Source organism: Oleiphilus sp. HI0125 (assembly GCF_001635355.1).
On record NZ_LWGF01000112.1, the window covers coordinates 1 to 14,199 of the forward strand.

General features: G+C 46.7%; 12 protein-coding genes and 1 pseudogene. All 13 read left to right on the forward strand.

Annotation, left to right across the window (positions count from 1 at the left end):
* Positions 1-302: 302 nt before the first annotated feature.
* The 13 genes and pseudogenes from xdhA to A3762_RS01760 all read left to right on the forward strand — a co-directional run bounded on the left by xdhA (position 303) and on the right by A3762_RS01760 (position 14,142).
* Positions 303-1,796, forward strand: coding sequence for a xanthine dehydrogenase small subunit (xdhA, locus tag A3762_RS01700; RefSeq protein ID WP_068753789.1), 1,494 nt, complete (start codon positions 303-305; stop codon positions 1,794-1,796).
* Positions 1,789-4,188, forward strand: a complete 2,400-nt coding sequence (gene xdhB, locus A3762_RS01705) for a xanthine dehydrogenase molybdopterin binding subunit (RefSeq protein ID WP_068753790.1) — start codon at positions 1,789-1,791, stop codon at positions 4,186-4,188. Before xdhA ends, xdhB begins: the two co-directional genes overlap by 8 nt.
* Before the next feature lie 36 nt (positions 4,189-4,224).
* Positions 4,225-5,160 carry a xanthine dehydrogenase accessory protein XdhC gene (xdhC, locus tag A3762_RS01710; RefSeq protein WP_068753792.1) on the forward strand — a complete coding sequence of 312 codons (936 nt, stop codon included), beginning with the start codon at positions 4,225-4,227 and terminating at the stop codon, positions 5,158-5,160.
* A gap of 28 nt (positions 5,161-5,188) precedes the next feature.
* Entirely contained in the window at positions 5,189-6,304 is a 1,116-nt protein-coding gene (gene alc / locus A3762_RS01715; protein ID WP_068753794.1) for an allantoicase, read from the forward strand.
* A 15-nt stretch (positions 6,305-6,319) separates the two neighbouring features.
* Positions 6,320-6,844 carry a 2-oxo-4-hydroxy-4-carboxy-5-ureidoimidazoline decarboxylase gene (uraD, locus tag A3762_RS01720; RefSeq protein WP_068753796.1) on the forward strand — a complete coding sequence of 175 codons (525 nt, stop codon included), beginning with the start codon at positions 6,320-6,322 and terminating at the stop codon, positions 6,842-6,844.
* A 284-nt stretch (positions 6,845-7,128) separates the two neighbouring features.
* The gene (gene uraH, locus A3762_RS01725) at positions 7,129-7,470 is read left to right on the forward strand and encodes a hydroxyisourate hydrolase (RefSeq protein ID WP_068478173.1); all 342 of its coding nucleotides are present in this window, start codon (positions 7,129-7,131) and stop codon (positions 7,468-7,470) included.
* Positions 7,471-7,474: 4 nt separating this feature from the next.
* A complete protein-coding gene (locus A3762_RS01730; RefSeq protein WP_068478172.1) occupies positions 7,475-7,981 on the forward strand; it encodes an ureidoglycolate lyase in 507 nt (168 codons plus the stop codon).
* A 16-nt stretch (positions 7,982-7,997) separates the two neighbouring features.
* On the forward strand, positions 7,998-9,293 hold the full coding sequence (gene guaD, locus A3762_RS01735; RefSeq protein WP_068753798.1) for a guanine deaminase: 1,296 nt from the start codon (positions 7,998-8,000) through the stop codon (positions 9,291-9,293).
* A 12-nt stretch (positions 9,294-9,305) separates the two neighbouring features.
* Complete coding sequence (locus tag A3762_RS01740; RefSeq protein ID WP_068753800.1) at positions 9,306-10,496, forward strand: urate hydroxylase PuuD; 1,191 nt, start codon at positions 9,306-9,308, stop codon at positions 10,494-10,496.
* 775 nt (positions 10,497-11,271) lie between these two features.
* Positions 11,272-11,919 carry a LysE family translocator gene (locus A3762_RS01745; RefSeq protein ID WP_068753802.1) on the forward strand — a complete coding sequence of 216 codons (648 nt, stop codon included), beginning with the start codon at positions 11,272-11,274 and terminating at the stop codon, positions 11,917-11,919.
* A gap of 151 nt (positions 11,920-12,070) precedes the next feature.
* A pseudogene (locus tag A3762_RS26855) lies at positions 12,071-12,286 on the forward strand (cupin domain-containing protein); the annotation flags it as partial.
* A 68-nt stretch (positions 12,287-12,354) separates the two neighbouring features.
* On the forward strand, positions 12,355-12,690 hold the full coding sequence (locus A3762_RS01755; protein ID WP_068753804.1) for a zinc ribbon domain-containing protein YjdM: 336 nt from the start codon (positions 12,355-12,357) through the stop codon (positions 12,688-12,690).
* A gap of 231 nt (positions 12,691-12,921) precedes the next feature.
* Positions 12,922-14,142 (forward strand): sodium-dependent transporter, encoded by a 1,221-nt coding sequence (locus A3762_RS01760; protein ID WP_082868878.1) that lies wholly within the window; start codon positions 12,922-12,924, stop codon positions 14,140-14,142.
* The last annotated feature ends 57 nt before the right edge of the window (positions 14,143-14,199 follow it).

Sequence of the window (14,199 nt, forward strand, 5' to 3'; positions counted from 1 at the left end):
AAATTCATAAAATTAGCTGACCATTTGGTTATATTTGTAATTATATAGATTCAATTTTGAGACTTGATTGATCCATATCACAGCTTCAAAGTGTTGATTAGTTCGGGATTTAGCCAAAAAAAATAACGAATTTACAAATTTCACTTACCATTCGGTCAGTTTTTTAATGTACACTCGTGAAACTTATGCATAAAACGCCTTTATTGATTTCACAAATATGTATTATTTGCGAACGGCGTCAAACGAACTAAAACTATTGCTGCGCGAGTCTTACTCGCATTACAGCAACTTGAGGTAAAGACGTGATTACTTTTTTCTTAAATGGTCAGGAAGTTAGCGAACATAACATCCAGCCTGATATGACCGTTCTTCGCTATCTGAGAACACGCCAATCCTTAACTGGCACTAAAGAGGGCTGCGGCTCTGGTGACTGTGGGGCATGTTCAGTACTAGCGGGTGAAATGCACAATGGTGAATGGCATTACCGTGCGATCAACTCATGCATCACTTTCCTCGCACAGATTGACGGAAAAAGCCTTATTACTGTTGAAGCATTAGCTAATGGTTCAGAGCTTCACCCTGCTCAGCAAGCAATGGTAGATAAGCAGGGATCACAATGCGGCTTCTGTACTCCTGGCATCATCATGTCTTTAACCGCTTTATTTGAAAACACACCTTCAGATAAGACTTTTACACTTCACGAAATTTACGACGCACTTTCTGGCAACCTTTGCCGCTGCACTGGCTACAAGCCAATTATTGACGCAGCGAAGTCAATGAAATCATACCCAGGCAAAGTGAAAGCAGAAATTTGGACACCTTCTAGCACATCACCTTCAAACAAAGGTGAAACCTCCAATGAAGAAGGTCAATCTTGGAGCGTTCGCACCGAATCAGAGCTTAAAGAGATTATTGCGCACCATCCTGATGCACGAATCGTTGCCGGTGCAACCGATCTAGCACTTGAAGTGACGCAAATGAATCGTCGCATTAATAAGCTTGTTGCGATCAATCAAATCGATAGCTTGAAAACAATTAGTGAAGACGCTAACTACATCACCATCGGTGGTGCAGCATCACTGACTGATTGCGAAAAAGTATTAGAAGCGCACTTCCCTGAGTTCGCTCAGCTACTAGAGCGTTTCGCAGCACGCCAAGTTCGTAACAACGGAACCATGGGCGGCAACATCGCAAACGCATCACCAATTGGTGACGCGCCACCAGTATTAATTGCATTAAATGCAGATATCGAAATCGCGGGTGCAAATTGCAACCGCTGGATTCCTTTAGACACTTTCTACTTGGACTACAAGAAAACACTTCTTCAGACTGGCGAATACATCCGCGCGATCCGTATTCCACGCCGCGAAGCGTGTGAGCACTTGAAAGTGTACAAAATCTCTAAGCGTATCGAAGACGATATTTCAGCAGTGCTTCTTGCGATCAAAGTAAAAGTACAAGGTGGCAAAATTACGGCTGTACGCACAGGCTTTGGTGGCATGGCTGCCATCCCTAAAGCGGGTGCAGCAATTGAAGCAGCATTGATCAACCAACCAATGACGGTTGAAACCTTCCGCAAAGCAGGAGAAAAAGCCTCTGAAGACTTCCAGCCATTCAGCGATGTACGTGCAACGGCAGGTTACCGTATTCAGGTAACACAAGGTCTTCTTGAGAAAGCAGCATTAGAGATTCTTAACCCAGAAAGCGTTAGCCGTGTAGAGCAAATCTTTACCACCACACTTTCTGCGAAAGATGTAGTAAACACGTACGACCCGCAGGAGAACAACAATGCGTAAGTTGATTGATGTAGAAGATAACAAACGCATGCGTCCTGCAAAGGGTAAAACTGGCGAAAGTATGAAGCACGAAAGTGCGGCGAAACAAGTTGCCGGTACTGCAGTATATGTTGACGATATGCCAGAACTGCCAAACACGCTGCACGTAGCGGTCGGTGGTAGCCAATACGCACACGCGTTTATCAAATCAATGGATTTAAGCGCTGTTGAAAAAGCACCCGGTGTTGTAAAAGTTATTACAGTGAAAGATGTTCCGGGTCATACAGACATTGGCCCAGTTTTCCCGGGCGATCCAGTATTAGTTGAAAGCGAGTGTGAATACATCGGCCAACCTATTTTTGCGATTGCGGCTGAAACACACGAACAAGCGAAAGCGGCTGTTGGTTTGGCTCAGATTCAATACAAAGAACTTGAGCCAACACTTACTGTTGATAAAGCAATGAAGGATCAGTTCTTCGTTCGCCCTACGCACTCACACCAACGTGGTGATGCAGACAAAGCACTTTCTGAATCAGAGCATGTTATTTCTGCCGACTTCTACGTAAAAGGCCAAGAGCACTTCTACTTAGAAGGTCAGATCTCAACAGTTGTACCGACAGAAGACGGCGGTATGGATGTCTTTACATCTAGCCAGCACCCGACTGAAGTACAAAAGCTCGTTGCAGAAGTGCTTGATATCAGCATCAACAAAGTAAACGTTGAAGTACGCCGCATGGGTGGTGGCTTCGGTGGTAAAGAAACCCAAGCAGCACCACTTGCATGTATCGCATCATTGCTAGCGCACCACACTAAGCGTCCGGTGAAATACCGTATGTCTCGTGGCGATGACATGATCATGACGGGTAAGCGTCACGCTTTCCAAAACGATTATAAAGTTGGTTTCAACGAACAAGGCCTTATTCAAGGTGCCGTTATTAATGTGGCAGGCCAATGTGGTAACTCGCCTGATTTGTCAGACGCGATCGTTGACCGAGCGATGTTCCACAGCGACAACGCCTACTACTTAAACAATGCAACCATTACTGGTTACCGTTGTAAAACACACACTGTATCTGCGACCGCTTACCGTGGTTTCGGTGGCCCACAGGGTGTGATCACGGCTGAGCTAATGATGGACGACATTGCGCGTCATCTTGGCGAAGACCCGCTTACCATTCGTAAGCGCAACCTTTACGGCGTGAAGCACGATTCAATGCGCTTGGAAGATGGCAGCATCGACCCACGTAACGAAACACACTACGGCCAAACGGTTGAGCAAGAAGTACTTCCAGAATTGATCTCTCAGCTTGAGGAAAGCTCTGAGTACTGGAAGCGCCGCGAAGAGATCAAGCAATTCAACGCAAACTCTGCGTTCTTGAAAAAAGGCTTGGCGCTGACTCCTGTTAAATTCGGTATTTCATTTACTGTTCAGTTCCTTAACCAAGCCGGTGCCTTGGTTCACGTCTACACAGACGGTTCGATCCAAGTAAACCACGGCGGGACGGAAATGGGCCAAGGTTTATACGTGAAAGTTGCACAAGTTGTTGCCAACGAATTCCAAGTCGACCTAGACACTATTCAGGTCACAGCAACACGTACTGACAAAGTCTCTAACACGTCTCCAACGGCTGCATCTTCAGGTTCTGACTTGAACGGCATGGCAGCACGCGACGCTTGTTTGCGCATCAAAGCCGGCATGATCAAGTACGCAGCTGAACTTAACGGTACAAGCGAAGACAAGATTCGCTTTGAAAGCAACCACGTTGTTGCAGTGAAAGCAGATGGCGAAGAAGTGTGGACGCCATTTGCGGAATTCACGCAAAACGCTTACACGGCGCGTGTACCATTGTTCTCAAGCGGTCACTACCAAACGCCTAAGATCCACTACGATCGCAACACAGGTAAAGGTCGTCCGTTCTACTACTTCGCAAACGGCGCATCTGTGTCAGAAGTGATTGTGGACACCCTAACCGGCGAATACAAAGTCACACGCGTAGATATCCTACAAGACGTTGGTGCGTCACTTAACCCTGCGATCGACATCGGTCAGATCGAAGGTGCTTACATTCAAGGCATGGGTTGGTTGACCACAGAAGATCTCGTATGGAGCGACAACGGCCGCCTACTTTCAAACGGCCCAGCGACCTACAAGATTCCAGCAGTTGGCGATACACCAATCGACTTCCGCGTGAAGCTTATGGAACAACTTCCAAATAAAGAAGAGACTATCTACCGCTCGAAAGCTGTGGGTGAGCCTCCGTTCATGTTGGGTATTTCAGCGTGGTCAGCACTACGCGACGCCGTTTCAAGCATGGCGGAATACAAGTTCAGCCCGCCAATGAACGCACCAGCAACGCCTGAGTGTGTATTGAATGCGGTGAACGAAACTCGCAAGCACATAGCGAACTCCTAATACGACATTAGGACAAAGGAACTTTAGGTAACTCAAATGCGCTCACAAACATGGTTCGATGCAGCAAAGCGATGTCAGGATTCTGGCAGCGCTTATGCTTTGGTGACTATTCTTGGCTGCACGGGCTCTACGCCACGTGATAACAGCAGCAAGATGGTGATTACAGCTGACAGTACCTACGACACCATTGGTGGCGGCCACTTAGAATTTGTGGTGACCAACAAAGCGCGTGAACTGTTAACAGCCAATGAAGACAGTCAACAAATTCACCACTTTCCGCTTGGAGCTTCTTTAGGCCAGTGCTGCGGTGGTAGCGCAACAGTGCTCATTGAGACCTTTGGCGCATGCCGTTTTCATATTGGTTTATTTGGCGCAGGTCATGTCGCAAAAGAGTTGATTAAAATTCTTGGCGCCCTGCCTTGTCGTGTTTCTTGGATTGACCCTCGTCCAGAACTATTTCCAGAAACCATGCCTGCCAATGTCACCAAAATTGTCAGCGAAGAACCTCAATATGAAATCGCGAGCTTGCCAGCAGGCTCCGACATTCTGATTTTGACGCATAACCACGCTTTAGATTTCGAACTAAGTATGGCAGCGCTTGATCACGGCCAACTTCGCCATATTGGTTTAATTGGTTCAGACACAAAAGCTGAGCGTTTTGTAAAACGCTTAGCGCATCGCGGTTATAGCGAAGAGCAAATCGCGACCATTAAATCCCCTGTTGGGCTTGCAGAAGTACCAGGCAAGTTGCCAATGGAAGTCGCGGTTTCGATTGCGGGTGAGCTGATCGCCATCCAAAACAGCGACAAACAAACTGAAGTAAGACGCGGCCTCGCATGGAAAGACATCAAGCAAGAGCTTGGTGGTGAGGTAGATAACCAAGAACAAGGTTATCGCTTGAAGCTTGATTCTCTGCCTACTGAGAACAACGCGCCAAGTTCAGACGAATCAACTTTAACAAACATTGACTAGCACCTATTTATAGAGAGAAACAACGAACATGCTTCCACATACGCAAATGAACCGTTTCGAATTACGTTACACCGACCTTGCTTCGCGTCGTCTTGGCGGTCAAACGCTATCTTGCAGTAACGACTTTTTCGCAGAAATGGAAAACCTGCTTAAGCCAGGCCGTGGCGTATTTATCGACGACAAATTTACAGATCGTGGTAAGTGGATGGACGGCTGGGAATCTCGCCGTCGTCGTTTCCTTCCTGATGGATCATCAGACGATGGCTTGATGTACGACTGGTGTATCATCAAGCTAGGTGCACAAGGCGTGATCAAAGCGATCAACGCTGACACAAACCACTTTTTAGGTAACGCGCCACAACACGTTTCTCTTGAAGCTGCAAACATCGTTGGCGAGCCTACCGACAGCACTGAATGGGTTGAAATCATCCCAAAAACTGCGGTTGAGCCAGGTAGCGAAAACCTTATCGAAGTGGCTGACCAATCTTCAGAGCAAGTTTGGACACACGTTCGCTTCAACATGTATCCAGACGGTGGTGTTGCACGTTTGCGTGTATATGGTGACGTCGTTGTTGACCCTGCACACTTCCTACCAAACGAGCCAGTAGACCTTGCATACATCAAAAATGGCGCACGCCCTCTTGTATGTTCAGACATGTTCTTCAGCCACATGCAAAACCTTGTGATGCCAGAGCGTGGCGTAAACATGGGTGACGGTTGGGAAACTAAGCGTCGTCGTAATGTTGGCGATAAGACTGTTGATCGCAACAATGACTGGTTGGTTCTTCAGCTTGCGACAAAAGGCAGCATCAACAAGATCTTGGTAGACACTTGCCACTTTAAAGGCAACTACCCTAACGGTTTCTCACTAGAAGGCGCTGTACTGACTGCAGAACAATCTGCTGACGTTGACATGCTTGAGCAAGATGCACATCAAGACGCATTGACGGCTGGTCGTAAAGAAGCGAGCCAAATTGAGTGGACTGAAATCATGCCGCGCACAGTGCTTCACGCAGACCGTGAGCACACCTTCACTGCAGAAGTTCAAAACACTGAAACAAACTTCACGCACATTCGCATCAAAATGTACCCAGATGGTGGCATCAGTCGCTTACGTCTCTGGGGCTACCCAGAAGCGAAGTAAGGGACTGATACGAACATGGCAGATTTAACTTACACAATCGACGCACTAAACGCGTTGAACGCAGAAGACGCAACTTTCGCATTCACAAACTGCTGCACCAGCTCACGCTGGGTAGCAGGCATGGTTGAAGCACTTCCTTTCGCATCGATCGAAGCGTGCCATCAAGCAGCGAAAGACGTTTGGGCAAACATGGGCGAAGCAGACTTTTTGGAAGCCTTCGAAGGACATCCAAAAATCGGTGACGTAACTAGTCTTCGTGAAAAGTACGCGCACACCAAGAAGCTTGCTTCAGGTGAACAGTCTTCAGTAAACGAAGCGGATGACGCGACGATTGAAGCGCTTGCGCAAGGTAACACTGACTATGAAGAAAAGTTTGGCTTTATCTTCATCGTCTGTGCAACCGGTAAAAGCGCCGCTGAAATGAACGAACTTCTTCAGCAACGTCTACCGAACGACCGTGAGACTGAGCTTCAGAATGCAGCGGGTCAGCAAGCACTAATCACCGCAATTCGTATTGATAAGTTGCTTCCAAGCGCATAGTTCGAAAGTTAGACAGATATGTTCTCGCCTGCGCGGGAACGACGAAGGAATTAAGCACTGTCCTGAGATAGTTTCGGTGCTGCGATAGAAAGCATTAAACAAGTTGAAAGAAGCACTGTCACCCAAGGTTACGGTGCTGAAATAGGAGCGCCATAGGCAAGGCAAAACTGCGCGCAGAAAGGGAGCGTACACGCAAGTACGTGACCGAGCGAGCACAGTTTTAACAAAGCATATGGTGCCTTCTATAAAGCAAACGAGAATTTACGAAAGTAGGAAAACTTACCATGGCAAGTCCTATTACAACGCATGTACTAGATACTAACCTAGGCGGCCCAGCAGCAGACATCGCAGTTGAGCTTTTCAAGCAAGTAGACGGCGAGTGGACAAAGATCGCTTCTGGCGTGACTAACAGCGATGGCCGCATCACTGATTGGCTCGAAGGCCAAGACCGTGAAAAAGGCATCTACCGCATTGTTTTCGATACGGATAGCTACTTCGAGAAGCAAGGCAAAACCTGTTTCTACCCAAGCGTAAACTTTGACTTCCGTATCGAGAAGCCTGAAGAGCACTACCACGTGCCACTTCTAGTTTCTGCTTACGGCATCTCTACGTACCGAGGCAGCTAAGCGCATGGCGACTTACAAACTCACACCTAAGCCACTTACAGCTGAGGCATTTGCGCCTTTCGGTGAAGTGGTTCAGTGCGATGGCAACAAGCCAATCATGATCAATGATGGCAACACAGAGCGTTTTCATAACTTGGTTACGACTGAAGTTGAGAACCCTGCTGATGACAAAGTGATCATTAATATTTTCCGTGCACAACCACGTGCGCTGCCAATGCCAATCAAGATGATGGAGCGCCACCCATTTGGATCTCAATCATTTCAGCCACTTTCTGGGGAAGACTACTTGGTATTGGTAGGAGATCCGGTTGAAGACTTGAAGCCGGAAAATTTACACCTGTTCTTAGCAACCAAAGACCAAGGTGTGAACTACAGAAAGAACACTTGGCATCACCCTGTGCTTGGCCTATACAAAGTCTGTGATTTTCTTGTTGTAGACCGTTCTGGTGACGGCCACAACTGTGAAGAAATCTACCTTGACGACGACGTCAAAATCGAAATTTCACTATAGCTGTAAAGATTAAACTATGAGTATCAAACTTTATCGCGCATCTATTCTCCATTTCTTGTCAGACCCTGATGTCGACGGCGAGAAAGCTTATGAGTACTTTGAAGACGGCGCACTCGTAATTCAAGACGGTAAAGTGCTAGAAACTGGCGAAGCTTCAGCACTTACTGGCAAATACGACAATGCGGATGTCGTTGATTATTCTGGCAAACTTATTATTCCAGGTATGATCGACACACACATTCACTTCCCTCAGGTTGAAGTGATCGCATCGTATGGCGAACAGCTATTAGACTGGTTGAATAACTACACCTTCCCTGCTGAGCGTCAATTTGAAGACAAAGAATATGCATCTAAAATCGCTAACTTCTTCTTAGACGAGCTATTGAAGTGCGGTACTACAACAGCGCTTGTATTCGGTACGATGCACAAGCAAAGTGTTGAAGCTTTCTTTGAAGCATCAGAGCAACGAAATACGCGTATGATCTGCGGTAAGGTAATGATGGATCGCAACGCGCCAGAGTTCCTCATCGACACACCAGAAAGCTCTTACCAAGACAGCAAAGAGTTGATCGAAGCATGGCACGAGAAAGGCCGTCAGCTTTACGCGATCACACCGCGTTTTGCGATCACCTCTACGCATGAGCAATTGGAAAAAGCTGGCCAGTTAATGGCAGAGCACCCAACCACGTTCATGCAAACACACATCAGTGAAAACAAAGACGAAGTCGCTTTCGTTCGTGAGCTTTTCCCTGAAACCAAAGACTATTTAGACGTTTACGACCAGTACGGTTTGCTAGGCCCTCGCTCAGTGTTTGCTCATGGTATTCACCTTGAGCCTCGCGAGCACGAACGTCTTCGCGAGACAGGCGCAAGCGTGAGCTTCTGCCCCACTTCTAACCTATTCCTAGGTAGTGGCTTGCTAGATGTAGAAAAGCTTGAAAAAGAGAAAGTGAGCTACTCCGTTGCAACAGATGTTGGCGGTGGCACAAGCTTCTCTATGCTTCAAACTTTGAACGAAGCTTACAAAATCTGTCAGCTACAAGGTCAAAAATTAAGCCCACTTAAGAGCTTGTACTTGGCGACCTTAGGCAACGCAAAATCACTTCAACTAGACGACAAAATTGGTTCATTCCAGGCAGATCGCGAAGCTGACTTTGCGGTACTTGATTACGATTCAACACCATTGATGAGTTTGAAGCAGTCGAAGTGTAAAACACTCTTCGAGAAGCTGTTCGCAATGATCATTTTGGGCGACGACCGCTCAGTTAAAGCAACTTATGTCGCGGGCGAACTTGCCCACGAGAAACAATAAGGGATATTTACAATGGAAGCTTATTTCCTAGAGTGGTTAAACCTATTCTTCCGATGGTTCCATGTCATCGCGGGTGTCGCGTGGATTGGCGCGTCGTTCTATTTCATATGGCTTGATAACAGCCTTGAAAATCCGCCGCAGTGGAAAAAAGACAAAGGCATCGGTGGTGACCTTTGGGCAATCCACGGTGGTGGTTTCTATGAAGTTGCCAAGTACAAGCTTGGGCCAGAAGCGATGCCTAAGAACCTTCACTGGTTCAAGTGGGAAGCCTACACAACATGGTTAACCGGTATGGTGATGCTATGGATTGTATACTACGTTGGCGCAGAGAGCTTCTTAATCGACAACAGCAAGCTTGAACTTAGCCAGTGGGAAGCAATTGGCCTTGGTATGGGCTTCATCGCTATCGGTTTTGCAGTTTACGAGATTCTTGTTAAAACGCCTCTTCGTCATAAAGACGGTGCGTTTGGTCTTGTACTATTTGCCTTCCTAGCTTTCTCGGCTTGGGTTGCAGACCAACTATTCTCAGATCGTGGTGCATACATCCACGTAGGTGCGCTGATCGGTTCTATCATGGCGGGTAACGTATTCTTCGGCATAATGCCTTCACAGCGTGCGCTTGTTGAAGCGGTACAACGTGGTGAAGCGCCTGATCCTAAGTACGGTGCATTTGCGAAGTTGCGTTCCACGCACAACAACTACTTAACGCTACCGTTGATCTTCATCATGATCAGCAACCACTACCCAATGACTTACTCGCACGAGTACGGCTGGGCAGTATTGGCAGCAATAATCTTTATCACTGGTTTCGCACGTCACTTCTTTAACTTGCGTCACCGTGGCGAGTTCAAGCCTGTGATCCTAGTAATTGCAGCGGTCATGCTTGTAGCACTTGCTGGCGTTATGGCGCACACACAAAAAGTGGTTGCTCCATCAGAGAACGCAACTGTGATCAGCGACGAGCAAGCAATGAATATCATGGCGGCACGTTGTGCAACCTGCCACGCAGCGCAACCAACACAACCAGGTTTTGAAGCAGCGGGCGCACCAGCAGGCGTTGAGCTAGAAAGCATCGACACGGTTGTTGCAATGAAACAGAAACTTATTGAAGTTACCCAAACGGGTTATATGCCTCTTGGCAACATGACTCAGATGACTGACGAAGAACGTCAGCAAATCATCGATTGGATGGCTTCTAAATAGCATTTGCTATTAACGACTCCTTATTAAGCACAACTCCTGAGCTTGATAATTTTTAGGGGCCTTTGGCCCCTTTTTTTGTTTTTGTGGCTTTGCCACAGGATGCGATTTCAGGTTTCGACCTAAAGGTCGAGTTAAGGGCTATGCGTTGGCTCGCGGCATGACAGATTTATTTCCATTTATCCTGCCGGCGGCGGCCGACCGCGCCCAAAGACCTTTGCATCGCCAAAGGTCTTTGGAATCTAAAGGCGACCCAAACTCTCAGGGTCTTCGGCTACGCTTAAACTCTTGTTCAAATCGGCGCTGCGGAACTCGCTACGCTCAAACAGTCCTCGCTTAATCCGATTTGAACTAGCGAGTTTTCGCCCTTCGAGATGGGGAAAGAGGCTACTCCGATAAAGCTAGGAGTATTCGTAAAGCTTAATCGAAGCCTACACTACCCTTTCTGACTAGGTGAGTCGCGAAAGGAAATTGGTGTAATCACCAACTTTATCGAAGCAAAATTGCCTTCTCGAAGGATGAGTAACTGCAAGTTAAAAATGGATACAGCGAAGACTGTCCGAAATCCGCGAAGCGGATAAGTTCCGCAGCGCCATTTTTAACCAAGTTACGAATGAACCCGAAGGGCCGAAGAGCAGGTATGCACTTCTTTGGTTCTTTCTTGTGCGAGCAAGAAAGAACATAAAAACAAGATAAGTAGTACTAAATTAAACCAGCCTGTAAGGCTGAAAGATACCGGATCACGTCCGGCATGACACCAACAGAAAACGGATATCGAATGCAAATTGAAACTTGGCTCCTCTACTTCACCGCGATCATCATCGTCATCGCGATACCGGGCCCTTTATCGTTATTAATGGTAAACAGCACGCTTAAACAAGGCATTCGTGCTTCTGCACCAGTGCTCTTCGGTGGCAGCTTGGCCTCAAGCGTATTGCTAATTATTTCAGCATCAGGCCTAGGTGCGATCGTTGTCAGCTCAGAGTTATTGTTCAATATCATCCGTTACGCCGGTGCAGCCTATTTGCTGTACTTAGGAATTCAACTGATTCAACCTTCCAGCGAAATAAGCGAGCCAACAACAGAAACAAATCAAGCATCCCATCAAACTTCTCATCAAATAAGTCATCCGGATAAAAAAATGCCACTGTTTCATCAAGCATTTTTAATGGGGATTAGTAATCCGAAAGACATCTTGTTTTTTATCGCCCTACTGCCTCAGTTTGTTGATCCTCAAAAAAGCTTGCTCGTTCAACTTACCGTGATCGTCGGATCGTGGTTTATAGCTGATTGCTTATGCAAATTAAGCTATGGCCTAGCGGCGAAATCTGTATCGGGGTTATTCACGAATCCTAAAAACCAGCGCCGATTAGATTTCGTCTCTGCGACCCTATTTATTGGGGTAGCGATTGGTGCAATGCTTTAATCAGAACAAAAACCAATAAGCTCCCTATATACCCCAAGAACCCCTGTTCGAAGCCGAATGCTGTTACATCACAAAATTATCAAATAATCCTGAAGACCCAGTTGTGTCTATTACTCAGGCTCGCGTTTAGGCAGGCGTTGCTACCACATGGCATCGTTTGAAAGATACAACTGAGCGCTATGTAATTGTTTCAGGAACTGGTTTGGTCGAGATTGGTGACAACCGACCAAGAGAAGTCAGCCAAGGTCATACTGCCAGCATCCCCCCTATGGATCGACAACGCATCACAAACATTGGCGAAGAAGACTTAATCTTTATGGCAATCTGCACACCTCGCTTTATTACTGAAAACTATGAATCCGCTTAATATTAGGAAGCCCCGATAGATTGCGCTATTCTCCCAACCCTATCGCCCAATCGAAGATTTAAGTAATCATGTCACTGCTGCCCTGTCCTAGTTGCAACTCTGAATATGTCTATCAAGACCGAGACCTACTCATTTGCCCGGAGTGTGGATACGAGTGGAACCCTGCCGAGCAAGCCGAAGAAGACATGCTAAAAGTGAAAGACGCTAATGGAACGCTATTAGCCGAAGGCGACAAAGTGACTTTGGTTAAAGATCTAAAAGTGAAAGGCAGCTCTCAAGTATTAAAAGTAGGAACCAAGGCCCTCATTTGGCGTATCAAAGATGGAAAAGACCATCAGTTAGACTGCCGTGTAGATGGCGCCGGTGAAATGATGGTGACCGCACAATATGTAAAAAAAGCCTAACGAGCTCAGGCGCTTATAACGCATCTGATAAAAAATAAGCTTTTTCTAATATTTACCAATGCGGGCTTTAATTTCGCTCAAGCAAGACTATTATTTTCGCGTTTAAAAGACCTCGAAAGAAGGACGATTATGTTTGCTAGCCCTACCGTTACGTAGCCCTCAAAACTCACGTTCATTTTTGCAGCAACAGGTTTTGCCGTCGGTTTAGGTAATATTTAGAAATTCCCTTACATGACTGGGGAATACGGCGGTGGCGCGTTCGTACTGATCTATCTCGCGTTTATTTTATTGTTGGGTCTGCCGATCATGATGGCAGAGATCGCTATAGGCCGAAGTGCTAAAGCAAACCCGATTGATGCAGTCGAGCATCATGCAGCACGTAATGGTTTATCGAAAAACTGGTTCTTACTACCGGCAATGGGCTTATGCGCAGGCATTATGATCTTGATGTTCTACAGCGTGGTCGCTGGTTGGCCCTTAGATTACATCATTGCTTCGCTGAGCCGCAGCTACATGAATGCACCTGCAGAGGCTATCAGCGGTCACTTTTGCGAACTCACCTCTAACTTTGGCTTACAGCTTATATACCTCACTATCTTTATTGTTTTAACAGGTTTGTTGGTTGTCGGTAGCGCAAAGTCAATTGGTAAAGCGGTTGAAGTGATGATGCCTGCCCTGTTTATTATCCTTCTAATCTTGCTTAGTTACGTCTTATTCGCCGGTGATGTCGCGCGTGGTATGAAGTTCATGTGGAAGGTAGATTTTCCTAAAATCACCATGGACGTTGTACTAGCCGCGATGGGTCAAGCTTTCTTCACGCTATCTCTCGGTATGGGTAGCATCATGGCGTATGGCGCGTACATGGGCACAGACGTCAACATCGGCAAGACCGCATTAACAATCGGTTTAGTCGACACACTAGTGGCGCTTATTGCTGGCATGATGATTTTCCCACTTGTGTTCGCGCATGGTCTAGAGCCAAGCGCAGGTCCAGGCCTTGTATTCGTGACACTACCCAATGCATTTAGCCAAATGTTTGGTGGTCAGTTCATCGGGCTTATGTTCTTCGTATTGCTAACTCTCGCAGCACTAAGTTCTTCAATTTCATTGATCGAACCTTCTGCAGCATGGTTTGAGCGCAAAGGCGTGAAGCGTGTTGTTTCTGTGACAGGTCTATGTGCGATTGCGTGGATTGGTGCGGCCGCTTCTGCAGCTTCTGCAGCTTCTGGCGACGTATTCAACTTCTTAGATGTCGCAACAGCAAACTATATGCTGCCTCTTGGTGGACTACTTGTCGCAGTATTGATCGGTTGGAGAATGCATAGAAACGAAATCGAAGAAGTACTCGCATTGAAATCAACATTTTGGTTCAAATCATGGTTCCTAGCAATTCGCTTCATAGCGCCAGTTTGCATTGCCCTTGTTATGCTAAATGGTTTGGGGCTGCTGTAAGTTGGTCATTTTTTAGTTTTGAGAAAGTGAAGGCGCATATTCAAAATCATACAATCA